This is a genomic window from Candidatus Melainabacteria bacterium (genome assembly GCA_003963305.1).
In the GTDB taxonomy this organism is placed as follows: domain Bacteria; phylum Cyanobacteriota; class Vampirovibrionia; order Obscuribacterales; family Obscuribacteraceae; genus PALSA-1081.
Window position 1 is genome coordinate 455,900 of the sequence record RXJR01000001.1, and the last position, 26,619, is coordinate 482,518.

The window sequence follows — 26,619 nt, forward strand, 5'->3', positions numbered from 1 at the left end:
CCGCCAGCTGCTCGAGTCTGTCCTGAACAATCTTCATGGCCCCAAGAAAAAACAATGAAAGCAACATTGCCTCAGTAAATGGTTCGTTCATAACACCTGTATCTCGACTGGTATTGCATATTCAATGAGACAACATTTCACAGCAAGAAGGTGTCAAGTCGGCAGCACAGTTGTTAAGAATCAATCAAATCGCAACGCAGCGCTGAGAATCAACCAATTTGCTTTTAGGGTTTGCGGACATCCAGGTAAAATAGCCACCCGCCAGATTCTTCACATCAAAGCCCATTTGCTTGAGTGTTCTATAGGCCATGTATGAGCGTTGCCCACTCTGACAATACGTAATTATTTGCTTGTCTTTCGGGATCTCTGAAACTCTGTTCCGCAATTCAGGAAGAGGGATATGAATACTGTTTTGTATGAATCCCCTCTTTCTTTCGGCGTCGGTTCTGACGTCGACGAGCACGAAGTTGCTGTCGTTCAAAGCTTTAGCAGCCTGGCGCCAATCAACTTGAACAACCAAACCATCGAGAATATTTGTCCCCACCATACCGGCGAGATTGATCGGGTCCTTAGCAGATCCAAACGGCGGAGCATAAGCCAGTTCCAACTCAGCCAGATCTCGGATTGTCATTTTCGCTTTTATAGCAGTCGCTATAACATCGATGCGCTTATCAGCACCGTGCTTGCCGATTATCTGCGCGCCCAGCAACTTTCCGGATTCGGCATGGAAAATCACTTTCATATCTAGTCTTTCCGCGCCGGGGTAATAACCGGCATGATGACTGGGGTGTACGTAGACAACCTCGTACGGAATCCGCAATTCGTTCAGAGTCTGCTCGTTCTGCCCGACTGAGGCAACAGTAAGGTCGAAGACTCTGAGAATTGCCGTGCCGATGGTGCCATCGTAACTTTCATTTCTGCCGAATATATTATCTGCGGCTATTCGTCCTTGTCGATTTGCAGGTCCTCCAAGAGCAATGAGAGTCTGTGTATCAGTGATCGGTTGGCGCACCTCAATGACATCGCCAACAGCCCAGACATGAGGAGAACTTGTTTGCAAGTGCGCATCGACTTTAATTCCGCCTCGCTCGCCAATCTCCAGACCGGCGCTACGTGCCAGCGTTGTCTCAGGACGCACACCAAGCCCCAGAATAACCATATCCGCAGGAATAGGGGCATGACTTCCCGCCTCTACCCAGCAGGATTTAGGACTGACGCCTTTGCTTACGATTTGATCTGCAGCATGAAATTTTGAGATCGGAGAGCCCAAAACGAGACTGACTTTATTTTTCTCCAGTTCGTCTTGAACAAGCGCCGCCATTTCTGGATCTAGTGGCGCCAAAACGTGATCTCGCCCATCGAGCAAAGTTACATCCATTCCCTTATTCGCATATTGCTCAGCGATTTCAAGCCCTATAAAACCACCACCGGCAACTACCACACTTTGAGGGTTTTGGCGGCGCACCCAATCTTCAATCACTTCTACATCTTCAAGACTACGAATCGTGAAAAGTCCGGGTAGATCAATTCCTGGTATTCGAGGCTTGAGCGGCGCGGCACCAACCGCCAGAATCAACTCATCATAGGTCTCTTGATAAACTCGGGAATTTTTCGTTTCGCGAATTTCTACTGATTTTTCTTGCGCATTGATAGACACAACTTCACTATTGACACGAATATCAAGTCGCAACTTACTCCTGAGGTCAGGTTCCTTAACTACCAACAGCCGATCTTGAGACTCAATCTCACCGCCCAGGAAATAGGGCAATCCACAATTCGCGAAGGAAACATGCGCGCCTCTTTCTATGACTATGATTTCCGACTGCTCAGAAAGACGACGCGCCCTCGCCGCCGCGCTCATGCCGCCAGCCACACCTCCAACAATGACAATTTTTTTCTTCGTTGCGGCTTCTTTCGCTGACATTTTTCAAGCTCCTTATATTTCCGGCCCGGACTGAATTACTATATCGCTAATTGGTTATATAGCAAATCATCCTAAAGTAGTATTGGCTGCGAAATTCACAAACGTTTGGATCTCACAAGAAATCGACAAGCATTGATCTGGCTCCGAGATTCACAAGCGCTTCGAATTACCAGCAATGCGCATCAATGTAGAGAGCCTTTTCTTCTCTTTTGCGGATAAATCGAGACTATCTACAGATTCGATTTGCAGCGTCGACGCTTCTTTCACTGCGCCGGTTTTCATCCAGGTGACAAGTTTTTCTATAACGGCAGGAGTGTAGCCACCTTCTTCAAGAACCAGATGCTCACCGGTTCCATCAATAAGAAAAGTTTTGTTCCCAACCGGTATGTCGGCGAAAAGCCGAGCAACCGATTTTGGAGAGACCAGGTGATCGTTAAGCCCCTGTACGACCAGAACCGGCGTTTGCAACTGCTTCGCGTAACCATCCGTTTTCGAAATGAAGTTGAGAAATGCCGTCGCTTCCCCCAATGTAAGCTTCAACTTATGAGAGTGATCGTTGAGCCAGTGCCGGGTCAGCTCAGGATTGCTTGTCGCCTGATGGATTATTGCTTTGCCGGCAGGACCAGGCGCACTATGCGGAAAGAAAACCAGCTCAACAATTCCCTTAGCGGCAGTACGATGAGTCTTGAGCAACTTCCAGGCTGGCGCTGAACACACGACGCCATCAACAAGATTTGGGTTCTCAGCCGCTATTCGAATGGAAAGAGCACCGCCCATAGACTCACCAACCAGGAATACTTTGTAATCTGGATGCGCTTTATGAATCGATTCCAACAACTGCCGTACATCGCCGACTGTATCGACGCAATCAAGCTTGACCCTATCGGGCTGGTCGCGATCGGGCCCGAACCCACGGACATTTACACCAAAACCGTCGATACCAGCTTCAGAAAGTTCCTTTGCTAACGGCTTGTAAGCCCTTGCACAGAGACCCAAGCCGTGGATGCAAACAACGATCATTTTTGCGGGGGTCGGACTTTTCCACTCCAGGAAATGCGTTCCACCAACTACGACACACGAGGGATCTTCCTTACAGAGAGCACCAACACTGTCTGACGAGGCGCTTGAAGTTTTGCTGTTCGAAGCGCTTGAGTTTACGCCTGAAACTTTCGACGGAACCACCTGCGACGAACAGTTCTCGGCGTTTGCAACTCCGAACGATAGACCCAGCAGGGTTGCCGCTGAAAGAAAGCACAATTGCTTTTTGAGCGAGTGAACATTCATTTTAGCCGGGACCTTTTACAACTCTTCCTAAATCAAATATATCACTATATCGTTGACTGGTTATATATCAAACATATTAAATATTCCGGCACATTGGCATTCCAGGGTGTTCCTAATAAAGAGCTAGCCTGGTCAGTTATCGACTTTCTAAACTTTTAGATTGACTATCTGGAGACTCTTCTCCAGAGGACTTATCTCTGACAGCACCAGTGTCAGCGCTGGAAACTCCATCAGCGGTGATCTGCATAGAGGGGATAACCTGCAGCCGGAATTTAAGTGGCATATCCGTTTCGCGGATCAGAAAATCCTGTACTAACGCCACTTGCTTCACTGTAATCGGCTGCCCCGGCGACAACACCGTAGCGCTGACCGTCATAGGACGCTTATATCGCTCCACCCTAACATCATGAAGCTCAACATCCTGGAACGTATGCGTCCTTTCTTGAAGAATTCGCTTGATGTTGGCATTGATTTGATTCTCCAGGACGAGTTCTCTCATACTCAGTGCTAGAGGCACTACGAGCAAAAGGCTCAATACAGCGGATATGACAAGCCCCTTCTTCGCCCGGTGCAAAGGCGTAAACCCCATCAACAAAAAAACAATCGCACCAGATACAGTGATTCCAATCAAGTTAGTTACATAAAGAAGAGCTGCGCCAGAGAACACGGCAGCGTTAGCAAAAGCCAGACCAATACCGACAACACTCAGGGGCGGTACCAGGGCAACAGCTATCGCTACCCCCGCCAGAGTATCAGCAAGCTTTTCATTTGCCTGACAATAAGCACCGATAGCACCGGCAAACATTGCCACACCCAGATCCAACAGCGTCGGCTGCGTGCGACCGAGGATCTCCGGAGTCAGCTCTAGAGATCGAAAGACCATGCCCAGTGTGCCGGAGATGAGAATCGTAGTGAGCGTTCCCACCACCAGCGTGAGAAAAGCCCGCCCGAGCAGCTTGGTATCCGCCGTCAATGTAGCGAGCGAAAGACCAACCAGCGGCCGCATTAGAGGCGCAATAATCATGGCGCCAATGATCACACCTGGACTGTTCTGAAAAAGCCCAAAGGTGGCGATGAAAGTTGCTCCAGCGAGCAGCACGAGGAAGTCAACAGACAACCTGCTGATTGATTCGAGTCGCTCCTGCAGAGCGTTCAATCGGGATTCTTCAACTGGATGCAATAACGGTGGCATGATACGAGTAAAATGACAGCCAAATCACTGTTCATTATGTCATTATTTGAAATCACAGGTCGGTACAAGCAAATGAGATGTTTCTACCAAACGCATCTGGACAATGGACGCCACCATATATGAAGACAGCAATCCTGAGTAAAGCGCACCAACAGCCACAGTTAACAGACGCAGAACGGCCAAAGGTAAAAGAACACGACGTATTGGTCAGAGTGGACGCATGCGCTGTATGCAGAACAGATCTGCATGTAATAGATGGAGACCTGCCGTCACCCAAATATCCACTCGTACTGGGTCACGAAATCGTAGGCACTATTGAAGAGGCTGGTAAGAACGTCGATCAATTACATGTTGGAGACCGAGTCGGCATTCCCTGGCTTGCCTCTGCCTGCCTGCAATGTGACTACTGTAAAAACGGCAAAGAGAATCTGTGCGATGAAGCGAAATTTACAGGCTACACCGTAGACGGTGGCTTCACAGAATACACAATAGCCGACTCGAGATTTTGCTTTCGGATCCCCGATAACTATGATTCCGTACACGCCGCGCCTCTACTGTGCGCCGGACTGATCGGCTGGCGTTCGTTGAGGTTCACAGGCGATGCTTATAAACTGGGCATCTACGGTTTCGGCGCTGCGGCGCACGTGATTACTCCTGTCGCCTTGAGCGAAGGGAAAAAAGTCTTTGCCTTCACTTCTCCAGGCGACACAGAGCGACAGGAATTCGCAAGAGAACTCGGATGTACCTGGGCAGGCGGCTCAGATCAAAACGCCCCAGAAGAGCTGGACGGAGCAATCATTTTTGCTACAGTGGGCGCTCTTGTTCCGACGGCGCTGAAAGCCATTCGCAAAGGTGGAACTGTCGTCTGTGGCGGCATTCACATGAGCGATATTCCATCTTTCAGCTATGACTTGCTGTGGGGCGAACGAACTGTCAGGTCTGTTGCAAACTTGACGCGAGCGGATGGTCACGACTTTTTCAAACGAATTAGTGATGTACAAATCCAAACACACGTGCGAAGGTTTCCCTTGTCTGCATTGAACGACGCAATCGACCAATTCAGGCACGGCAAAATCAAGGGCGCAGCCGTCATCGTGCCCAGCCAGTCTTAATATGTTTAGCTTTGACGACAAAAATCTGCTAGCAGAGGGCAAGAACGAAATGTCCACGTTAGTGCGAAGATATGGGAATCTGGAGCAGACGGATTAGAGACCTGATATGCATGAACGACATCGCCACTTAGATAGGTCAAGGTTGACTACTATTGTGCTCGCCACTCTTCTCGGTCAAATTTCAAACTGGGCACCACCGGCAATGGCACAACCAAATTTAGCAAAAAAGAATTTCACGCCACTGCTAGATTCATTGCGGAACGGCATTTCAGATCCCAAAACAAGCAACAAAGAGCTGATGCTTCAAGAGTTCGCCGTCAATTCTCATGGCGTGCAGCGCAAGTACTTTTTGCACATGCCGGCAAAATATAATTCAACAAAACCAGCGCCGCTCGTACTGGCTTTTCACGGGGCAGGAGGTCATGCGCGCGCTATGCCGCAACTGACCAATCTCAATGATTGTGCCGACAAACATGGATTCATAGTCGCCTATCTGGAAGGTCAAAATACGCGCTGGAACGAAGGACAAGGCGGTACAACCGAGGCGGAACTGACGGATGTCAACTACACAAAGGCAGTGGTCGCCCAGATCCAATCGAAGTACAAAATTGACAAGAACAGAATCTATGCTGTCGGCATCTCCAATGGTGGTTTCTTCAGCCAATTTCTGGCCATTACCATGCCTGGAACACTAGCTGCAATAGCGTCGGTCGCAGCCAGTATCGAGGAATCGACATACAAGAATTTCAAACCGCCAGGTCCAATCTCTGTGCTGTTTATTCATGGCGATGATGATGACGTCGTGCCTTACGCCGGGGGCTCAATCGGAGTCGAACGCACGTTGGAGGAAAAAAACTCACGTCGAGCCATGTCTGCCGAGCAAGCTGTCGGCTACTGGGCCAAAGCCGATTCGATAAGCAGCAAACCTGCTACTACGAAACTGCCTGATTGCAAGCCGCCCGACGGAACGCATATCGTCAAGACGGCGTATGCAGGCGGAAAGAATGGTACAGAAGTTGTCCTCTTGACGGTACAGAATGGCGGGCACACCTGGCCATCAGGTTTGCAATATTTGCCTGAGGAACTGGTAGGCAAGACGACCCATGCGATAGATGCCAGCGAAGAAATTTGGAAATTCTTTGAACGGCACCAGCTGACACATTAGCCCGAATCCGTCTATTCCAAATTCACTACCTTCAATTCCGAATTCCCTATCTTCGATTCCGAATTCGCCGACTGAATAGCCCACAATCCAGGCACGTTTTCGCGCGATTCCTGTAGCCTTTGCGTTATCAACACCCCCTCAACGGAGCACAACACCCAAAGTGCCAGCGAAACTGTGATGAACAAAGTATTTCCAAAGCACCAGAAAAATACGACAAGAAAGAAAATACCGTACGCACTCAATCTAGCCAAATCAGAATGATAGGCGGGGAATGTCCGAAACTTGGACCAGCAGTACCATATATGGTGAATCTGAAGAGCAAACCCGACAAGAACGAGCAAGCAGTTCTCACTGATTGCATAGCCTCTACTGACACAAATAGCGAGCGTTACCGCCATATAAAGCGCCAGATCGGAGATACTATCCAACCGCGCACCGAACTGAGAACACCAGTTAAACCGTCGCGCTATAGCGCCGTCAAGCATGTCCGAAATTCCTGCAGCAACGAACCAATAAATAAACGACTTCCAGCACGATGGATTCGTACAATCAAGAGCTATGGCTGTTGCCGCAAACAAACGAACGAAAGTGATGATGTTGGGGATTTGGTTCATTTCTGCAGCGTAACCGCAAACGAACCTCAGTGCTCTCCTGATCAACACTTTTCGAATTGTTGGACGGCGGGCCCTCGCCCAGCGCTTCGTCTTACACGAGACAAATCGCCAAACATCAAAACGAGCAAACCAGAAATGACAGGACTTTTGAAGAAAGAGTTCAGAGCAGTATGTTAATATCGAAAAACGCTTCTGTTTAGCAGTGACGCTCAAAACCAGGTGGCAGAGCAGAATTTAATGACAATTAGTCAATTACTGCTTCGAGCAACAGCAGGAAAGGGGGAGAAAACCAAATTCCCAGCAAAGCTCGCCGTTCTCATCCTGCTAAGCCCTTTCATTTGCCTTCACATGCTACGCTGCAGGGCAGTCATTTTGCCCATAGACTTTCAGGCAGATTTATGGAAATCGAACGTATCTCTGCGACTAAATATGGAACATGATTTGCTGACGAAGAATAGAGTCATCGGACTCACGCAGGCAGAACTTGAACGATTGCTTGGCTCGCCTGATGGTGACCCGTGGAAAGAAGAGTTCGATTCAAATACTCTGTTCTATCGGCTCCAGCAGGGAGACTTAGTGAAAACCGGCAAGTACATTGAGCTCATCGGGTTCCAAATCAAGAATAACAAAGTGGACGGAGTTGTTTACGGGCTTGAGAAATATTGGTAAGACGCTACAGCAAAGCCGCCATCGCAAATTCTAGGCTTTCGTCACACCGACTAAATGCTGAACTAAGATCTCACGCCAATCATTACGCGCGATATTGCCGCCGCAAATAACAATTCCAACTTTCTCTTTGGCGCCGAATTTCAAAAGCTTACGACTGATAGCGGCAACGGTTGCAGAAGCCGCACCTTCGATCAACATGCCTTCATTATCCAGGAATTCAAAAACGGTCGAGACGATATCTTCTTCGTCGACAGTAATCCAATCATCGACCAATTCTCGAACAAAGTCGAAAGTTATTGATTCAGGCTCGATATTTCCGGCAATGCCGTCTGCAATCGTTTTGTCCTGGAAAGCGCGCACAACGCGACCAGCTACAACTGATGTGCTCATCACTGGAGAGTTAGCTGCAACCACACCGATAACTTTGATGTCAGGATTGATGGACTTTGCAGCAATTGCAATACCACTGGCCAATCCGCCTCCGCCCACCGAAACCACGAGAGTCGACAGCGTCGGAATCTCCTCCAGCATCTCTAAAGCAATTGTGCCGGCACCGGCGATTACTTCTTTATTGTTGTATGGGGAAAGGTAGAATCCTTTCTTTTCGTTAGCCAGACGACGGGCGTATGCTTCAGTCACATCGCACTCATCGCCATGCTGAATCAGGGAAATGCTGTAACTCTGCAGCTTCTGCTTTTTCAACGGCGAAGCAGTTTGAGGCACACAGACGGTCGCTTGAACTTCGGTGTGAACAGAAGCCTCCGCAACGCCCAGTCCATGATTACCGGCTGAGGCAGTGAATACCTTATTGATGTGATTTTCTTTCGCCCAGAAGAGAGCATTCAGAGCGCCTCTGTATTTGAACGAGCCAGTCACCTGAACGTTTTCCAACTTCATATAGACGTCGGCGCCAGTGAGGTTACTCAGCCAGCTGCTTTTGACGAGCGGCGTGTTGGCAATGTACTTTCCGATGCGCTTCTTAGCTACCAGCACATCGCCCAGGCAAATTTTCTCTTCTGACATGTTTCAGCTCACAAAAAATTCGAGAAGGTGGAACACCAACTCTTCGAGTAACACATCAACAATAATACTGGAGCGGGTAGCGGGAATCGAACCCGCGTGTGCAGCTTGGAAGGCTGCCGTTCTACCATTGAACTACACCCGCATAGGTGCCAATCGTATCATATAGATAGCGAGTAGTGGTTGTAAAGCCACACAGAAAGTTGCAAAACTCGCACCAGTTTTTACTTTACACAAATTGGCTTGACATCAAGGCTTCGATCGCCGCTTGTGGAGAGAATCTCTAGCTTTACAAACAAGTTTAAGAATTTATGAGAAAGCCCGAAAACGCAGGTTATTAATTTGTCTGCGGCTCTCTAGGATGATAGCCTTCGTATATCAATTGAATGAACGTCGCTCGGGAAGATAGTCTTCCAGGCGGCTGGTTTTTGCTGTCTCAGAACCTTCAACTTGCTAGGGTATCCATGGTCACGTTAATCCAACGCCTCGCGGCAATGTCAGATCCAAGCCAAATATCAGCTTCTAACGCAGGTCAGCCAATACCTAAACGGCTCGTGCCTCCGCACATCGAAGCCCTGAAACCCTATCAACCAGGACGCCCTCCTGAGCAGCTCAAGAAAGAACTCGGCATTGACCGATTTATCAACTTAGCCTCGAACGAAAATCCTCTTGGACCACCCGAGAGCGCGCTCAAAATCATTCAAGAATCGCTGCAAGACATGAACCGCTATCCCGAGATGGGAGGCATGCGTTTACGCTCAGCCCTGGCTGAACGCTACAACGTGAAAGTAGAAAACGTCGCGCTAGGCAGTGGCTCGGAAAGTACCATGGCCAACATCGTGCGCGCATTCCTTCATGGCGACGATGAAGTACTTACGTCTCAAGGCACTTTCATTGGTCTTTACGTTTTGGTTCGCGCTCAGGGCGTGAAGCTCAACATGGTGCCGCTGAAGAATTATGCATTCGACCTGGACGCGATTGCTGGAGCAATCAACGACCGCACCAAGATTATCTATCTGTGCAATCCGAACAATCCAACCGGAACAATCATTACTCGCAACCAATTTGATGACTTCATCAAGAAGGTGCCAGAACACGTTCTCGTCATCCTGGACGAAGCTTATTACGAATTTAGCGGAGATAACCCTGCCTTCCCAGATTCAATGAGCTACAGACTCGACAACGTCCTTACGCTGAGAACATTCTCAAAGGCGTATGCAATGGCCGGAATTCGACTCGGATACGGACTCGGTCACGAATACTTGATCGATTTCGTCAACCGCATCAAATTGCCGTTTGAGCCAAACTGCCTGGCACAAGCTGCCGGATTAGCAGCACTTGCTGACGACGCGTTTTTAGAACGAACACTCTCAAACAATAAAGCCGGAATGAAATTGATCGAACAAGAACTCGATCAGTTGGGATTAATGCGCGTACCTTCACATGGCAATTTCATCCTTGTCGAAATGGATACAGCAGAGCGCGTCGCACAGATCCACGAGGGACTGTTGCGTCACGGCATCGCGATTCGCCCATTGACTGCATTCGGACTCCCAACATGCGTCCGCATAACAATAGGTAAACCGGAAGAGAACGAATTGCTTGTAAAAGCTTTGCGCAACGTCGTTCCAACATTGTCGTAAAGAGTTCGTCAACCAATTTCCCAGGCGATCGGAGTATCCAACTCAAACAGCTCGCATATACAAGGCATATAAAACGGCAAAAAACCAATACCTTTAGAAATCTGATGTTGCCGACGTTTCAGTGATTTTGGCAATTTGAACTGAGCAAGAACCAGGTACTTTTATGTCTTCAATAATCGACATTCATAAATTGCTGAGCGAAGAGTAAACCCAGTTCTCATCAAAACTTCAAGCGAATGGAGCTTGCAGTAAATAAGTGACAAGGCTTGCCAAGAAGAATACAGAATGATCTCTTAAAGCGGGCTCATTAAACATGAAAGCGGCATACAATCTGCACATACCCCAGATTGGAGCGTAAACGAAATGACAACAACAACACCAACAAAGAAAATTGTAGAGCAGACTTGGACAACCAAACAGATCCAAGAAGCAGCTGCTGCAATGGCTGCAAACATGTGTTTCTCAGCTAAGTCAGTTCTCCAGGAGCATGGCGACATGGCTTTGCTGAACAAGTATGAAAACACAGTTCGCCAGGGCAAGATCGAGCACTACAAAGCTCTCGGTGTTAAGACCCCGATCGAATTGGTAACAGCCATGGCGGAAACCGAAACCAACGTTTTCGGCAGCAAGATCGAAATCTTCGGCGACGACAAGCAAGCTGAACTCCACTACCTCTCATGCGCAATGTGGAACCAGATGGAAAAGAAAATGGGCTGCATGACACCAGAACAACAAGAAAAAGCTGGTGCTTCATTCCAGAACTGCGTAATGGAAACCGCTAAAGCTTTCGGCTTCAAAGGCGAAGTCAAATTCGGCGAAAAAGAAGCAACAATCACTTTCATCAAGTAATTGTAAGCAAGCGAAATTAATGGGAAGGCAGCTTTCGGGCTGCCTTTTTCATTGGGCAAACTCAAGCTATCTGGATTCGCGCGCCACGCCTAATTAATCATGCAGAGCCGTTATACCCTGTGTAAAGGCCAGAAGTGGCGGAGGTCCTGATGATTTACGACAAAAGCCTGAGCCGTACCGCAATGTGGATAAGCCTGACAGCCGCAGCTTGCACGCAGTTGCAGTTAGCTGCTTGCGCTCATAACAGCGAGCAACGGGTTGACCGGACCACGCCTTTAGTACCTCAAACTGCGAAGCTGGACACAGCCAGAACTGTCGAAAATCGGTTGTTCGGCTCTGCCCAGAAAATCGATGCCGAAACCGAAATCAGTGGATCGGCCCAGACAACCACCGATCAGCATCACACTCAGATGTTTCAGCTTGCCGCGGAAAAACTGACGGCTGGTGAAGAACTAAATGCCGAAGAATACCGAGCATTGGGCGTAGGCATCACGGGATATGAGGTCTACAGTAAGTTTTTCAAGAATCAAGGCGTAGTAGAAGCCGTCTATGAAGATTCGCCTGCTGACCGCGCCGGAATCAAAGTCGGCGACAAGGTGACGAATCTACACATCTCACAAACAGTTGAAGATAAAGCACGCGCAAATCCTGCCCAACCACTGTGGTCGGTGGCTTTCAAAAGGGTGGGTACTCCAGTCGAATTGACAGTAGTGCGCCATGGGAAGGAGATCCCGATGACTTTGATTACGTATAACATCGAAGACATCAAGGATCCAGAAATCCGGCACATGTTCGAGCAGATGATTAGCAACCTGGGATTTCCAAAAGAAGGCGAGTTCAGCGCTACCAGCATGAAAGAACTAACTGGTGCACCTGATCCTTAGTGGTTCTTCTTCTAAAAGAACTATCTGGTGCATCTGCTCCTTAGTAGCTCTTCTTCTGAGTCAGACGCGGCCAATCATCAGTCCGAAAAGGAGTAACCGGCAACTTGTCGGCGCTGTACAGATTCACCGTTGGGTTATCAGCCCATCCATAGCGCACAGCTGTCGGAGAAGGAACACGTGGACTCGAGACGATCACACAATCTCCATCGACCTGCGCATCAGCATTTGTCCAGCGCTTATTCTCGCCGGCGATTTCAAAACCTGTGATTGGCAACGAATTTGAAATCAAACCCTTATCTGCATATCTGAATTTGATTCGTACCTTATTGCCGTCGATTTGCATGGAATCGTAGATTGGACTGGCATAGGGTCTCGAAATATGATACTGAGTCGCCAGTGCTACGGAAGCCAGACGTCGCGCAATTTCCTTTTTCTGTGTGGCGTGCATACCGGCATCAGCACCAGGAATGGTGTCAAGAGTGACCACCATATAAGTGTATGGAATTCGGCGGCAAATCGCTTGCGTCTCACGCATAATCGCCCAATCACTGTCCTCAGGCGCCTTTTGTTTGGCACCATAATTAGGGAGCTGCACAAAAATAATAGGCAACGTCGGATCTTTGAATTGATTACGCCAATCTGACACCATCAGCGCAAACAATCTTCTGTAACGCAACGCAGATAGATAAACGTCTGCTTCCCCTTGATAGAAAATCGCTCCGCGCATGGCAAACGGTGCTACGGGAGCCAACAGTGTATCAAAAGCCACCGATGCCTTCTTCATTCTTGGCGGAGAAGGTTCTTCGGGTTGCTTTCCTGTCTTGCCGTTTGCAAACCAGGTTTGCAAATCTTTCTTGTACTGATCCATCGAATCTTGATAGAGCGCGAAACTCTTATCGGAATTGGTACCAATCGATTTGAATTCGTTGGAAGTATCGATTGACTTGCGGCTTACGAAAGTCTCCAACGACGCACCACCGTGAGCCGATTGTATTAATCCGATCGGCACATTCAGGTTCTTATACAAATCCATTCCAAAGAACAACCCAACACCCGAGAATTTTTCCACCTCTTCTTTGGTTGGAGCAGTCCAGTGAACATGAGGATCAGTTTGGGGAACGAAGGCGCTTTCATCGTTGTTGAGTTTGAAAAGTCTGAGCGTCGAATTCATGGCCAAATTAGTATCGCTTTCACTATGATCGATTTTGCGATACGGCAAGCCCATGTTCGACTGTCCGGCACAAAGCCATACTTCGCCCATCAGAACATCATGAATGACGATCTCTGACTTCCCATGGATGACCAGTTCAAGCGGCGTGCCGGTAGCGGCAATGGGCTTCAATGTTACGCCCCACCGTCCTTTGTCATCAGCAGTGACGACAGAGGCCTGGTCAGCAATCTTTACACCAATCAGCTCACCCGGCTCCGCAGCACCCCAGATACGGATCGGTTTATCACGCTGCAGCACCATGCCATCAGAAAAAATCCGCGGCACTTTTGGATTTGCCAGCGCGGGCGAAGCAAATCCAACAATGGCGCTAAATACGCTGAAGGCGTACAGAACCGAAAACAACCAGCGTATCTGGTGCTTGATACCAAACATGCGAACTATGACCATCCCCAATATGCCATCCGAACAACAACCATCCGAACTACAATCATCTGAGTAACAAGTTTCCGAGTTGCAAGTCTCTGAATTACAAGTTTCCTCGTTTTTCTTGTTCAAGTTCGATTGATTCGAACAAAGCCTGGAAGTTACCCTTTCCAAAACCTTTAGCGCCTTTTCGTTGAATTACTTCAAAGAATAGAGTCGGACGATCTTGAACGGGCTTTGTGAAAATCTGCAGCAAGTATCCATCAGATTCTCTATCTACAAGAATTCCCAGTGGTGCCAACTGCGCAATATCCTCATCGATTTTTCCGACGCGTTCAGGCAACGCATCATAATACGATTGTGGCACAGTTAAGAATTCGATGCCTCGATTGCGCAATTCGCTAACGGTCGCAATGATGTCTCTCGTTGAAATGGCAATGTGCTGCACACCAGGGGCGGTGTAATAGTCGAGATATTCCTGGATCTGTGATTTGCGCTTGCCTGCCGCAGGTTCATTGATAGGCATTTTGATTGAGCCGCTCTTGTTTGCCATAACTTTGGAAACAAGCGCTGAATACTGCGTGCTGATGTCGCTGGCGTCGAAATATTGATAGACGTAGAATCCAAAAACGTCCTGATAGTACTTGACCCACTTCTCCATGTGATCGACTTCGACGTTACCAACTATGTGATCGATTGCAGCCAGACCGACTGACTTGCCCTTCTTGTTAGTGACGGGTTTGAAACCTGGCATGAATGGTCCATTCCACTCATTTCGTTGCACGAACGTGTGGATTGTATCGCCATAGGTTCTGACTGATGCCGACATGAATTTACCGTTCTCATCCTCGAATTGAACGGGCTTGCCGGCACAGGTTGCGCCGCGAGCTATGGCCGCCTCGTACGCCGCTTTGACGTCGCGAGTTCTAAACCCGACAGATTTGACTCCATCACCATGCTGATGAACATGCTCAGCGACGTCGCTGGTAGCATTCAGAGATCCAGTCAGAATCAAAAACACATGATCTTGCTTGAGAATGTACGAAACCTTGGTTCTTTCCCCAGTCTCGAGCCCACGGTAACCAATCAGGTCGAACCCGAAACCCTGGTAGTAGTAGTAACAAGCCTGTAGCGCATTGCCGACATAGAATTCGACATGGTCGAATCCATCAACCGAGATTTCATTTACTGCTTGAGCTCTCTCAAGTTCCGCCGAATTTTTGGCCATTAACCAATCCTCTTACTTGCTTTTGAACGTCAACTGTATGGCTTTCGCCTCTTTGTTTGCAGGCTCGGCTGCAAGCACTTCTTCTACCAACTTTTTTCCTTCTTCAGAATTTTTATCAAGAGCCAAAAGTGACTGAGCCAATCCCAATTTGGCAGGGGCAAAGTCTGGTGCTCGCTGAACGAGCAATCGATAGTCTTCAACGGCGCCTTTGGCATCACCAGTGGTGCGCTTAATCTCAGCCAACTTGAACAACTTAATGGAACTGAATTCGTTGCCTGTTACAGCCATTTGATAGTACTTCAGCGCTTCTTTTTTCTTGCCGAAGTGCTCGAGAATCTGCCCACGCATAAACTTCAACGTCAAGACATCCGGATATTTTTCATCAAGCTTGTCGAGCATCGCAAGCGAGCCCTTCTCATCACCGGCTAAAGCCTTTCGCCAGGCAATCAAGCTTTGCTCAGCAACTGCAGTTTCAACCTCAGCGTTAAAACCACTCAATTGTTGATTCTGGGCAGCGACCAATGCTGATGCTTCTCTCGAACTGGACGAACTGGACGGATTTGCAGCGTCGTCGGATCGGTAGTAAAGATTTTGTCCCTTTTCTACCTTTCTCGTAGCTTCTGATGTAGTGAGGGTTTTAGAGCAACCGCCGGCTAGCAGCACAGTTGCAACCGAAAAGCACCACAGGCTTGTTCGTTTCATGTGACCGTCCAATAACAGGCAAAACGCATTGCCCTACGGTTTAAAGCATACCTTGAAGCGGCGCTCCAAGCTTGATTTTACAGATTAACGCTAACTAGCTTTACGGCAGAAGTGGAGCGTGTCCAAATCCTTGCACTGACTTTGAATCTTTGATTTTTGAAGCTGAAAGATTGCGACGCAGGCTAGACTCCGGCAACGGTGGAGGCAGCGAATCTTCTTCGGTGGGATCTTCGGCAGCAACTTTCTCTGCAGCGTGCGCATCCTTCGCCTTGGACAAAAGATAGTGAATACGCGCATTTACACGAGCAACATACTTTTCGGGAACAGCGTTTTGGTAGACCAGATCCACGAGAATGCGCGATGCCTGGTAAACCTTGCCGTTCGCTTCCAGTAACTCTGAGAGCGCCACTCGCAAAAGCAGGTCCTTCGGTTTTTGGTCTTTGAGAATCGTCAATCGGTCGATTGCTTCATCCAGTTGCTGAGGACGGGCTTTGGTCAAAGACAACTCGTGATAGGCAACGTACAAAGATGGATCCATCGATGTCGCCTCGAGCAATTCGGAGGCGGCTTCTTGATTCTTACCGGCAATTCTCAGGGCTCGACCCAGCTCATACCGAGCTTTGGCGTTTTCGGGCGATTGCTGCACAACCTGGCGAGCAGCTTCAACGGCGGCTTCGGGGTCAACCGACTGCGGGTGTTGCGAATATTGCGAGTGTTGCTGCTGAGCTGAGGCAACGGTCGATGTGGCCAACACAAAACCTGCGACTGTGCCTGCGAACGTCCCGGCGGTCGTGCCGACGACGATCAGTCCAGAGGCAAACGACAACAAGGAGCCCCGCAAAGCGGACCCCCACAAATTGCTCTTACTATCGTTTGCCTTACGTAAACAGGGCAAGGCTTTCGCACTCCTGAACCGGTGAAAAATAATCGCGAACGCGGCTTATCCTCTTAGCTTTTTGGTCTTTTGTCAACAGGAAACCACTCATACTTTGCGAATACTCAAGAGATAGTGACCTTCCGGGCACTTAATCTGCGCCTCGATCGTGTGCCCTTCCGCACCCACACTGGATGTTACGCTCTCAACGGGCTCACCTGCGTCCAGTAAAACGTCCAAAACGTCGCCTGACGGCACCTTATCGAGAAAGAGCCGGGTCTTAACAAAGTTCATTGGGCAGGCGACGCCGCGCAAATCGAGATCGTGCTTAGTCATTACTCTTATTGAAGCAGGTCTCAGGGATACATGTCGAAGGAGACGGGCAATCCTCAACGCCCTTGTAGCGCACCCATTCCTTACGAAAGCAGTCCCGGCCCATTATATAGCCGGCCAGTCCAGAAACAAGCTTCTGCGGCGTTTCCTGCTCTATTGCAGCCAGGCAATCAAGACAGTAGACCACCTCGACATTACCCAGAGCCAAATTAATTACCTGTTTGCGAAGACAGAGAGCAGCGCCGCACTTGCTGCACTGAACCGGAACCCCTTCTACTTGATCAGCCATTTTTCAAACCTGGACGGCAGATCGGCATTTTACGCCTTCCTGTTCGTACTTTCCCGATATACGCTCACCAATAATTCACATACGCTACATTCAACCTCTGGAGTCCTAAAGATGGCAGCCGAAAAGCTGACTGTTCAAGAACACCAATTGCCTCAGCTAGACACCAAAGACTCGAGCCAGAAATGGCGCGACGAACTGGGCAGCGTTCACTTCAGACAAGCCGCGTCGGAAGTGGTGAGCAGCATCGCCGCCGGCACCAGCGGCGCAGTCGCCTATGGATTGCTGTCAGCGTCAGGACCATACGGTAAGGCACTGAGCATTCCGGTCGCCATGCTGGCCGGCAGCGTCACCAAATATGGTGCCAAAGGCGGACTGCAAGAAGCATTTCTAGACGACAAAGATCACACGCTCTCCAGTGCCGATCTAGCCTGGGGCGCAGTAGACGGCTCATCCGGAATAAGCGCCAGCCTGGCAGATCAGGGAGCTTCGCGAGCATTTCTGCGAAACATGGGGCGCAAAGAATTAGGTGCACAAACATCGCTCGAAACAGCCGAGCTGGCCGGCAAACAACTAGTGGAAGGGCACGCCTGGAAAGGAATTCAATACAACGTGTTCCGGGGACTGGCAGGTGGTGCAGCCGGTAGTGCAACATGGAGCACATTCCACGAAACACACGACAACTGGAATCAAATCAAAAGCAACCCGGTTGATGGCATTGCATCCACTCTAACGGGAGTCGGCATAGATACGGCTATCGGCGCCGCGACAGGTGGAGTCTTCGGCGGTGGATTGACAGCACTGCGCCGGTCACCAGAAATTGTCGGCAGAACCATGGCCGGTATCAAAGGCGACCAGAGCTACCTGAAGATGAATGAGTTCGTCATCAACGACTTCCACAGCAACCTCGACCGCCTTCCCCAATTAAAAACAAAACTCGATGAACGCACAGCAGTGTCTGCAGCCCGCGGCGTATCTTCTGAGTTCAACGTGGCTGGCGACGCGCTCTCTGGACACGTCAATTTCGCTTACACAAGAGGTGGCGAAGTCGAGAATCAAGCACTGGCCAGAATGGGCTTGAAAAACATAATTCCAGGCAATCATGAATACGATGCTGCAGGCGGTAAATTCATACCGGAGCGATATCCGACTGTGATGGAGCCAATCCTCAAGGAAAACCCACAGATTTCCTTGCTCAATGCCAATCTCGACCTTTCTGCTTATCCTGACTATGCCAAACTAACCAAACCATATGTGGTGCACGAGATACCGGGACCGAACGGACCTGAAAAGGTTGCCACAGTCGGATTGATCACTGAAGAGGGCGCAGTCGGAAAAATTCGCTATGAAGATGCGGCGCAGACGGCAATCAAAACAGTGCGTGAGTTAAACGATCAAGGCATCAAAAACATCAAACTGCTCACGCACTTAGGTTTAGATGAAGACAAGAAACTAGCCCAAGCTTTGCTCGACAACAACCTCGTTGTGGCAAAGATTTCAGGCGGACACACACATGATGTGATCGCAAGCCCGCTCTGGGTGCGAGAACAACAAACGCTTGCAGACAAACTGCAATTCTGGAAAGCGCCTCGAGAAATTCCAATTACACAAGCAGGATCGAGCGGCAACTATCTGGCTGAGAATCACATCGTCTTCAATGCGGACGGCTCAGCCAATCGCTGGCTCACTACCGGGCGCCTGCATAGCGTAAGAGATGTTGCACCAGATCCCGGTCTGAAATCTTTCATTGAATCCCAAACGGCCGAAATCAATCAACTCAAAGCAACAAGGTACGACGCCACTGCCAGTCAATCATACTCTCTGGCGAATGCCAGAAATCGTGAAACAGCTCTGGGTAACTTGATAGCAGACGCAACACTAACGGGATTGCAAAAACGCATGGGTGATGAGGCACCACAAATTGCCATGGTGCATTCCGGTGGCATCCGTTCATCCATTCCAGGTGGACAGCCGCTCACCAGGCAGGAAATCGCCAACGTCTTCATGAACGCAGGAAATGTGGAAGGCGAGCAGAAAGAGCTGGTCATGCTCACATTGAGCGGGAAGAACATCAAAGACGCGCTCGAATACGGTATCCGAGAATATCCACTGGCAGAAAACCCATCGCTCGGACAGCGCCTCTCGCAAGTCTTTGGAAATACATCCAACTCGCGCTTCGACGAGCCTGGAAATTTTGTTCAAGTCAGCGGCATGAAATATTCCTTCGATCTCACGAAACAACCGTGGAACCGCGTTACAGACGTGAGCGTAAGAATGCCCGATGGTTCTTATCAAGCCATTCAAGATGGCGGCGCTTACAAAGTGGTGACACGCTTCCATCCCGTAGACAAATGGAACAAGGCGGGTCTGTTCGGCGATACTCTGCCTGAAGACGAAATCTATGCTAAGTTGAATGCCAAGCCGATCAAGGTTTCTCAAGTCGATTTGCTCGGCGAACACATCCAGGGGCGCTCACTCAATCCTCTGGTCGATTCGAAAGTCGAAGGACGCGTAAACAACGTCACACCAGTGTACAAAGACATTTCAGTTCGTCCCCAGCCTTCGATTGTTGGATATTCAACTCTGGCAGCGCAAGATGCAAAACCCGACAATACGGAACGTCGCTAAGATATCGATTGCAGTCCTCACCGTCAGCTTGATCGCAACAACAGAAGCTTTCGCCACCGCAGACGAAGATTGTTACGAGGCAGTCATTCGCGGACGGCAACTAGTCGCAAAAAACGACCTGGTCGGCGCCCTGCAAACATTTCGCACCGCCCAGCGCATACAACCAGTCGACAGTAGACCTTATTTCTGGATTGGCTATTGCCTGGAGCGCAGCGGCGATTTAAACGGTGCAGTCAAGGCCTACGCCGACTGCCTCAACTCAGCAAAAATGCACGGCATGGACTCAGCCGAACTGCGCGTTGATCTTGGCAATACGCTCTGCCGTTTGAATTACTATAAAGAAGCGATTTTCGACTACAAAAGAGCACTGGTCATCGATCCGAGTTTGACTGTTGCTCACATCGGCCTGCTTAGAACTTATATTGAAACGAAAGACTGGCCCGCTGCCAATCGCGAATTCGACTATTGCACAACCCACTCGATTACAAGTCCTGAAATCGACTATTTGCGCGCTCTTGCACTGACGGCGCAAGGAGCAAAAGCAGAGGCGCTGGCGCAGATCCAAACTTTCATAAGCTCTAATCAAAGAACATTACAAAATACGGCGGTCATGGAAAAAGCTCGAGCCCTTGAAGCAGAGCTGAAACGACCGTAGCTTCGCCCAACCTTGAGTGCTTTTAACCACCCGCCGGACAATCTGTATGTATGCTGGATTCAAGTTGTCGTACATCGCCGCCTGGTATCGCACTTAAGCCGGTGCCTGCGCAATCACCGGCGAGACTCCATCACCGGCAATTCCAATCCAGGTAACTTCAATCCAGGCAACTTCAATTACCGGCAAGACTCCGCAATCCCAGCAGAGAACACAGAGAACATAATGGTCAACAAGAAACTGGACCTGAGAGTTGAACGTGACAGCCTTGGCGACGTACAAATTCCAGTTGGAGCCTACTGGGGTGCTCAAACGGCACGAACGAAAGAACATTGTGCTGTCAGCGGTCTGTCTACACATCGAAAGTTAATTGAAGCCCTTGTGCTCGTAAAAAAAGCGGCTGCCATCACCAATGGTGAACTGAATGCAATAGAGACAGCAGCCAGCAGAGCGATTACCCAAACTTGCGATGAAATTGCCAGCGGGCAGTGGAAAGAACAATTCGTCGCAGATGCCTTTCACTGGGGCGCCGGTGAAGGACTGAACGCAAACGTGAATGAGGTTTTGGCCAACCGCGGAGCTGAAATCGTGGGTGGCAGCGTCGGCACTTATGATTTCCTCGATCCAAACACGCACGTAAATTTTGGGCATTGCAACAACGATGTCTACCCGACAGCTATGCGCATTGCTCTTCTGCTAAGCTTGAAACAGTTGGAGCCGACACTGGTCGACCTGGAAAGATTGCTGCGGAGAAAGTCGCTGGAGTTCGACCGTGTCGTGAAAGTCGGCCGAACACATCTGCAAGATTGCTCGCCGGTAACACTCGGACAGGAGTTCAATGCTTACGGCTCCTCGGTAGAGCGCTCCGTAAGGCGCATTAAGGAATCGAGCCAGAACTTGCTCGAGCTTAATTTAGGAAGCGCCGAGACCGGCACCGGATATGGTGCAGATCCAAATTTAAGCAAAAAAATGATCGAGCGTCTTTCGCAAATGACAAATCTGCGTTTGCGGCAGGCGGAAGATCTTTTCCGCGTCAGCCAGAGCATGTCTGACTTTCTCGACTTCTCGTCATCCCTGCGCGGACTGGCAGTTGACCTGATCAAGATATGCAACGACTTAAAATTGCTTTCCTCGGGTCCTGGTGGCGGATTTGGTGAAATTTCTCTGCCGCCGATTCAACCGCAACCAACAGCGCTGCGTCCCGGACACTGGCCCGAGAAGACACTGCCGCACTTGCCGGAATGCCTGATAATGGCTTGCTATCAAGTTCTCGGCAACGACTACACAATTGCGCTGGCAGCACAATCAGGGCAGTTAGAATCAAATTCAATGACGCCTTTGATAATCCATAATCTGCTGCAGTCAGTCGATCTTTTAAGAAACGCCATACATCCCTTCAATCAAAAATGCCTGGCCGGAGTCTCAGCCAATACGGGCAGGTGCAACGAACTGCTAGATAAGAGCGGAATCAGACATAAAGAAATGTGAAACTCAGGCATCAGCTGATCACGATTCTTTTTGGTTACGATATGAGGCACGTTCTTCACTGAATCTCTTCGAGATGAGGATATTTAGACTATATTTGCAAGATAAAACGCAAGATATAGAGAACGCAAGAATCACATTTTTCGATTGCGGGGAAACGTTTTTATGCTAACTGGATATCGATTCGAAATGATTGTCGGCTGTATGAGGTCCGGCAAATCCAGCGAATTGATTCGTCGCATCGAACGCGCCAGACTGGCCTACTTACCGACCATCATCGTACGTCCGACGATGGATACCAGATCTAAACCAAATTTCGTGGAATCCAGAAATGGGTTAGCCTCTCAGGCAATCTCAGTCGATACGCCACGCGACATCCTCAAGTATTCATCTCAAGCCGTCGTTATAGGTATAGATGAATGCCAATTTTTCTCCGATGACATTATTGATGTAGTGCAAATTCTGCTCAGCCAGAAAAAGAAACTGATTGCCTCTGGTCTCGACCTCGACTACAAAGGCAAACCATTCGGACCAGTTCCCAATTTATTGGCAATAGCAGACCGGGTCGACAAGCTTCTGGCAGTCTGCAGGAAGTGCGGGTCTGATTTCGCCTGCCGCACCCAGCGCCTGGTCCATTCCAGCGAACAAATATTAGTAGGCGACGCTCAGTATGAAGCACGCTGCTTGCACTGCTTTGAAGCTCCTTACGAATTCCAACTAAAGCTCAGCCTGCCAGAGGAAGCTCTGCAACCAGAAATTAGAAACGAGCGCACGAACTCTCCACAACTGTCGCTCGTCGAGGATTTTGGACCAACAGATGATCTCAGGTCCGATATTATCCCCATGGTTAATATAAATCAGCGCTAATCTTAGTCTCCTGCGTTACCGCCTATATGACATGGGCATATCTCTGGATGATGGGTCGTGGAAGGCTCATGTTTCTGGAGAAACATCCCATGATTAGATTTGTTCGCGTGAAATTAATCCGCTCCGTTGCTGTTATCAAAGGCGCGCTGACGGCCCGAAAGAAACAAGAGGCGCATACGCCTGCTGTCAATCCCTGGGAAGCCGACCTGATGAGGCTTGCCAACGAACGAAAAAATGAAGTCATCTCCGTGACAACTCCAAAAGAACATGATGAGATAACACAGCTGGTTAATGATCTTGCCAAAGCTGTAAAGAAGGAAGAAACGGCTTTACAACAGCCAGCCGACCAGAAGCCAAAACGCGCCGGAGACGGCACAGTGCACGATCTTAAATCCTGGTGGGGCGATTCCCTGGCCACTTGGGATCCCGATGTAAATGGCAAAAATGTGCATAACGACCAGCGCAATAAAGCTCGCCAAGTAAAGTGGTTCGATAAAAACCCCGGGTTTGACAAATGATTGTCAGTGGTAAGATCTCCTAGGTCTGGTTTATGACCGCTTGCCTCGAATCCGAAATACGGGGGTCTTTTAATGGCACGGAATCTTTTCACCATGCTTCTCTCCGCAACGCTTGTCGCTTCGGCGCTTGTCTCGGTCGGAACTAATCAACCGGCACTAGCAAAAACGAAAAAACATGTTGCCACCGGACGCGGAGCCTACTTCGTGCCGCCACCGCCACCATATGCGCCATCAATACTGCCCGAGAATCTTTCTCGTGTACGCACCACTGACAGTGTTGAACAGAACGCAGAGGTAGCAGAAAAACCACCTGAGAATCCTTACCGGAAGTACATTTTCACCCGTGACGCCAGCGATATGCCGCGAGTGATCAAATATGGCAAAACCCAAAACCGCAACGTGATCACTTACCTGCATACCAAAACATAAGGTACGCATCGTAAACCGGCAAATAGATTTAATAGAAAGCCGCGTCAGCGGCTTTTTTGCTAAACGCGCTCCAGAATCATGGCGATGCCCATGCCACCGCCTACGCACGCACTGACAATACTATAGCGAGCCTTCCGGCGATGCAGTTCAAGCGATGTGCTGAGCAGCAAGCGTGCACCGGTGGCACCAAAAGGATGTCCGATGGCAATGGCACCACCATTCACATTCACCTTGCTGCGATCCAATTTCAATTCTTTCTCGCAGGCCAGATACTGAGCAGCAAAGGCTTCGTTAATCTCAATCAAATCCATCTGATCGAGCGTCAGCTTAGCCCGCTCAAGAGCAAGTGGAATGGCTGGTACAGGACCAATTCCCATGATCTCAGGCGGCACACCCGTCACCGCCCATGACACCACTCTGGTCAAAGGTTTCAGATTCAATTTTTCAGCGGTTTTAGCCTTTGTCACCACTAACGCTGCTGCACCGTCCACAATACCGCAGGCATTACCGGCGGTTACAGTTCCGTCTTTTCGGAAAGCCGGTTTCAGTTTGGCTAAGCCCTCCAGAGTGGTATCGGGCCGGGCATGCTCATCTTGCAAAACGGTCTTGACGCCTTTCTTTTCCTTGATCTCGATTGGCACAATCTCTTCACGCAAGTGACCTTTGTCCATCGCTACTTTTGCTTTCTGCTGGCTTTCCAGAGCGAATTTATCCTGTTCCTCGCGACTGATATTGAATTTTTCCCGCAGATTTTCAGCCGTCTCGCCCATCGAGCAACCGGCGTAGGTGTCGCGAATATCAAGCCCATCCCACAATTCCATCTTGCCCATGCGACCGCCCCAGCGAGTGCCCCACGATATATATGGTGTCTGCGACAGGCTATCTGTGCCTCCGGCCAGGACCACTTCCGCGTGACCGGCATCGATGAGCATCTCAGCATTAGCCACAGCTTGCATGCCCGAACCACATAGCAAGTTGATAATAAGCCCCGGAGTCTCGGTCTTCAGACCGGACCGCAAGGCAACATGCCGCGCTAAATAGATGGCATCTTTGCTCGTCTGCAGAACATTTCCCATGATCACCTGATCGACCGCCTCTGGGTCGACACCCGATCTGCTTATGGCTTCCTTTGAAGCGGCGACAGCCAGGTCGGTGGCGCTCAAACCTGCCAGACCACCACCAAATGCGCCAAACGCCGTACGGGCGCCATTTACGATAACCAGATCGCCGCTCATAATGCCTCACTTTTACCAAAGGGTTGCCAACAGCCAGAACTGAAAGCTAAAACAAGTATCAAGAGCATATTAAAACGTCATACTATGGAGCTAGAATTAACTTTCTTTACAAGCTTTGATAAATGGAGGGCTGAACCTTGGCTAAGGTTGGAGTGCCAAAAGAAATTTTGGATAACGAGTACCGGGTCGCATTGACACTGGCTGGGACAAGCGCTCTCGTGGCAGACGGCAACACCGTCTACATTGAGAAAAATGCTGGTGTTGGCAGTGGTATCACCGATGAAGAATACAAAGCAGCCGGCGCAAAAATTTTGCCAGACGCTGCAGCTGTATTTGCTGAAGCAGACCTCATCCTGAAAGTTAAGGAGCCACAAGCAAAAGAAGTGTCGCTCCTTAAAAAGGGTCAATTGCTGTTCACATATTTGCACCTCGCCGCTCACCCGAAGTTGGCAGAGGACCTGGCAAAAACAGGCGCCACCTGTATCGCCTATGAAACTGTACAAAACGACAATGGCTATCTGCCTTTGCTCACCCCGATGAGTGAAATCGCCGGACGTCTGGCTACTCAAATTGGTGCGAACTACCTGGAGCGCCCAATGGGTGGTCGAGGAGTCTTGCTCGGTGGCGTTCCTGGTGTTGAACCTGGCGAAGTCGTCATCATCGGCGGCGGCATCGTTGGTACCAACGCTGCCAAAATCGCTCTGGGACTGGGCGCACGCGTGACAATCTTCGATCGTTCACTGGAAAGATTGCGCTATCTCGACGACATCTTCAACGGTCAACTGCGCACAGTATTCTCAGTCGGCCACTATCTGGAACAAGTACTGCCAACAGCAGACCTGGTCATCGGTGCCGTTTTGATTCCTGGTAAGACAGCTCCGAGAATCATCACGAGAAACATGGTCAAGAAGATGAAACAGGGCTCGGTCATCGTTGACGTCAGCGTTGACCAGGGCGGTTGCATCGAAACAATCCATTCCACAACACACTCAGCTCCAACCTATGTTGAAGAAGGTGTTCTCCACTATGCAGTAGCGAACATCCCGGGTGCTGTGCCATGGACATCGACCCGCGCCCTGACCAATGCCACCATGCCTTATGCTTTGAAGCTCGCCAAATTCGGCTACCAGGCTGTTTTGGATGATCCTTCACTGCATCGCGGTGTCAACATCCACCAGGGTGAAATCGTTCACGCCGGTGTTGCAGAAGCCTGCGGCAAAGTGCCAGTCACAGCCTGAGGTTCTATCTCGCCACGCGCAGTCTGGTCGCAAGGCTAACTGCTTGTTGCAGACGTGCAATTCGATAAGAAACGCAAACTAAAAGAAAGAGCGGAGAGTAAGCACTCACCGCTCTTTCTCATTGTGCAGGTAAGAATTAAACGTTGCCCCCTATGCCCTGACCATTCAATCGGTTTAAATAACCTAACAGCGCT

Annotated in this window: 25 protein-coding genes and 1 tRNA gene; 13 read left to right on the forward strand and 13 right to left on the reverse strand. The window is 49.5% G+C overall.

The genetic code is table 11. The features are described from left to right. Nucleotides 1–184: 184 nt before the first annotated feature. The 3 genes from EKK48_01955 to EKK48_01965 all read right to left on the reverse strand — a co-directional run bounded on the left by EKK48_01955 (nt 185) and on the right by EKK48_01965 (nt 4,400). Nucleotides 185–1,924 (reverse strand): CoA-disulfide reductase, encoded by a 1,740-nt coding sequence (locus tag EKK48_01955; GenBank protein RTL46124.1) that lies wholly within the window; start codon nt 1,922–1,924, stop codon nt 185–187. Between the two features lie 150 nt (nt 1,925–2,074). Next, complete coding sequence (locus tag EKK48_01960) at nt 2,075–3,208, reverse strand: alpha/beta fold hydrolase (protein RTL46125.1); 1,134 nt, start codon at nt 3,206–3,208, stop codon at nt 2,075–2,077. A 136-nt stretch (nt 3,209–3,344) separates the two neighbouring features. Beyond that, on the reverse strand, nt 3,345–4,400 hold the full coding sequence (locus EKK48_01965) for a DUF389 domain-containing protein (GenBank protein ID RTL46126.1): 1,056 nt from the start codon (nt 4,398–4,400) through the stop codon (nt 3,345–3,347). Between the two features lie 119 nt (nt 4,401–4,519). Here EKK48_01965 and EKK48_01970 point away from each other — a divergent pair, with 119 nt between their 5' ends. Then, nucleotides 4,520–5,512, forward strand: coding sequence for a zinc-binding alcohol dehydrogenase family protein (locus EKK48_01970; protein ID RTL46127.1), 993 nt, complete (start codon nt 4,520–4,522; stop codon nt 5,510–5,512). A 106-nt stretch (nt 5,513–5,618) separates the two neighbouring features. After that, a complete protein-coding gene (locus tag EKK48_01975) occupies nt 5,619–6,677 on the forward strand; it encodes a hypothetical protein (protein ID RTL46128.1) in 1,059 nt (352 codons plus the stop codon). Nucleotides 6,678–6,688: 11 nt separating this feature from the next. On the opposite strand, the gene EKK48_01980 is transcribed toward EKK48_01975, so the two are convergent. Further along, on the reverse strand, nt 6,689–7,291 hold the full coding sequence (locus tag EKK48_01980) for a CDP-alcohol phosphatidyltransferase family protein (protein RTL46129.1): 603 nt from the start codon (nt 7,289–7,291) through the stop codon (nt 6,689–6,691). 219 nt (nt 7,292–7,510) lie between these two features. Between EKK48_01980 and EKK48_01985 the strand changes: the two genes are divergently transcribed. After that, entirely contained in the window at nt 7,511–7,960 is a 450-nt protein-coding gene (locus EKK48_01985) for a hypothetical protein (protein ID RTL46130.1), read from the forward strand. Between the two features lie 30 nt (nt 7,961–7,990). Here the strand turns inward: EKK48_01985 and EKK48_01990 are convergent, their stop codons facing one another. Both EKK48_01990 and EKK48_01995 read right to left on the reverse strand, forming a co-directional pair. After that, nucleotides 7,991–8,983, reverse strand: a complete 993-nt coding sequence (locus EKK48_01990; protein ID RTL46131.1) for a threonine/serine dehydratase — start codon at nt 8,981–8,983, stop codon at nt 7,991–7,993. Nucleotides 8,984–9,051: 68 nt separating this feature from the next. Continuing rightward, nucleotides 9,052–9,125, reverse strand: a tRNA-Gly gene (locus EKK48_01995). A gap of 349 nt (nt 9,126–9,474) precedes the next feature. On the opposite strand from EKK48_01995, the gene EKK48_02000 reads away from it, so the two are divergent. From EKK48_02000 to EKK48_02010, 3 genes are all read left to right on the forward strand, one after another. Next, nucleotides 9,475–10,623 (forward strand): histidinol-phosphate transaminase, encoded by a 1,149-nt coding sequence (locus tag EKK48_02000; protein ID RTL46253.1) that lies wholly within the window; start codon nt 9,475–9,477, stop codon nt 10,621–10,623. Between the two features lie 363 nt (nt 10,624–10,986). Beyond that, on the forward strand, nt 10,987–11,472 hold the full coding sequence (locus EKK48_02005) for a hypothetical protein (GenBank protein RTL46132.1): 486 nt from the start codon (nt 10,987–10,989) through the stop codon (nt 11,470–11,472). Nucleotides 11,473–11,621: 149 nt separating this feature from the next. Next, nucleotides 11,622–12,356 (forward strand): PDZ domain-containing protein, encoded by a 735-nt coding sequence (locus tag EKK48_02010; GenBank protein ID RTL46133.1) that lies wholly within the window; start codon nt 11,622–11,624, stop codon nt 12,354–12,356. 40 nt (nt 12,357–12,396) lie between these two features. Here the strand turns inward: EKK48_02010 and EKK48_02015 are convergent, their stop codons facing one another. The 6 genes from EKK48_02015 to EKK48_02040 all read right to left on the reverse strand — a co-directional run bounded on the left by EKK48_02015 (nt 12,397) and on the right by EKK48_02040 (nt 17,376). Next, entirely contained in the window at nt 12,397–13,974 is a 1,578-nt protein-coding gene (locus EKK48_02015; protein ID RTL46134.1) for a hypothetical protein, read from the reverse strand. A 79-nt stretch (nt 13,975–14,053) separates the two neighbouring features. Further along, on the reverse strand, nt 14,054–15,178 hold the full coding sequence (hppD, locus tag EKK48_02020; GenBank protein ID RTL46135.1) for a 4-hydroxyphenylpyruvate dioxygenase: 1,125 nt from the start codon (nt 15,176–15,178) through the stop codon (nt 14,054–14,056). Between the two features lie 12 nt (nt 15,179–15,190). Then, complete coding sequence (locus EKK48_02025; GenBank protein ID RTL46136.1) at nt 15,191–15,880, reverse strand: tetratricopeptide repeat protein; 690 nt, start codon at nt 15,878–15,880, stop codon at nt 15,191–15,193. A 100-nt stretch (nt 15,881–15,980) separates the two neighbouring features. Further along, the gene (locus tag EKK48_02030; GenBank protein RTL46137.1) at nt 15,981–16,775 is read right to left on the reverse strand and encodes a hypothetical protein; all 795 of its coding nucleotides are present in this window, start codon (nt 16,773–16,775) and stop codon (nt 15,981–15,983) included. A gap of 87 nt (nt 16,776–16,862) precedes the next feature. Then, nucleotides 16,863–17,090, reverse strand: coding sequence for a sulfurtransferase TusA family protein (locus EKK48_02035; GenBank protein RTL46138.1), 228 nt, complete (start codon nt 17,088–17,090; stop codon nt 16,863–16,865). Further along, nucleotides 17,083–17,376, reverse strand: coding sequence for a hypothetical protein (locus EKK48_02040; GenBank protein RTL46139.1), 294 nt, complete (start codon nt 17,374–17,376; stop codon nt 17,083–17,085). Before EKK48_02040 ends, EKK48_02035 begins: the two co-directional genes overlap by 8 nt. 111 nt (nt 17,377–17,487) lie before the next feature. On the opposite strand from EKK48_02040, the gene EKK48_02045 reads away from it, so the two are divergent. The 6 genes from EKK48_02045 to EKK48_02070 all read left to right on the forward strand — a co-directional run bounded on the left by EKK48_02045 (nt 17,488) and on the right by EKK48_02070 (nt 23,952). Then, nucleotides 17,488–20,001 (forward strand): hypothetical protein, encoded by a 2,514-nt coding sequence (locus EKK48_02045; protein ID RTL46140.1) that lies wholly within the window; start codon nt 17,488–17,490, stop codon nt 19,999–20,001. Continuing rightward, nucleotides 19,970–20,656, forward strand: coding sequence for a tetratricopeptide repeat protein (locus tag EKK48_02050; GenBank protein ID RTL46141.1), 687 nt, complete (start codon nt 19,970–19,972; stop codon nt 20,654–20,656). The genes EKK48_02045 and EKK48_02050 overlap by 32 nt, the downstream gene beginning before the upstream one ends. Nucleotides 20,657–20,878: 222 nt before the next feature. Beyond that, nucleotides 20,879–22,141, forward strand: a complete 1,263-nt coding sequence (aspA, locus tag EKK48_02055) for an aspartate ammonia-lyase (GenBank protein ID RTL46142.1) — start codon at nt 20,879–20,881, stop codon at nt 22,139–22,141. A gap of 162 nt (nt 22,142–22,303) precedes the next feature. Then, the gene (locus EKK48_02060) at nt 22,304–23,005 is read left to right on the forward strand and encodes a thymidine kinase (protein ID RTL46143.1); all 702 of its coding nucleotides are present in this window, start codon (nt 22,304–22,306) and stop codon (nt 23,003–23,005) included. Nucleotides 23,006–23,073: 68 nt separating this feature from the next. Continuing rightward, nucleotides 23,074–23,523, forward strand: coding sequence for a hypothetical protein (locus tag EKK48_02065; protein RTL46144.1), 450 nt, complete (start codon nt 23,074–23,076; stop codon nt 23,521–23,523). Between the two features lie 72 nt (nt 23,524–23,595). Beyond that, nucleotides 23,596–23,952 carry a hypothetical protein gene (locus tag EKK48_02070; GenBank protein ID RTL46145.1) on the forward strand — a complete coding sequence of 119 codons (357 nt, stop codon included), beginning with the start codon at nt 23,596–23,598 and terminating at the stop codon, nt 23,950–23,952. 59 nt (nt 23,953–24,011) lie between these two features. On the opposite strand, the gene EKK48_02075 is transcribed toward EKK48_02070, so the two are convergent. Beyond that, nucleotides 24,012–25,187 (reverse strand): acetyl-CoA C-acetyltransferase, encoded by a 1,176-nt coding sequence (locus tag EKK48_02075; GenBank protein ID RTL46146.1) that lies wholly within the window; start codon nt 25,185–25,187, stop codon nt 24,012–24,014. A 137-nt stretch (nt 25,188–25,324) separates the two neighbouring features. On the opposite strand from EKK48_02075, the gene ald reads away from it, so the two are divergent. Next, the gene (gene ald / locus EKK48_02080; GenBank protein ID RTL46147.1) at nt 25,325–26,425 is read left to right on the forward strand and encodes an alanine dehydrogenase; all 1,101 of its coding nucleotides are present in this window, start codon (nt 25,325–25,327) and stop codon (nt 26,423–26,425) included. The last annotated feature ends 194 nt before the right edge of the window (nt 26,426–26,619 follow it).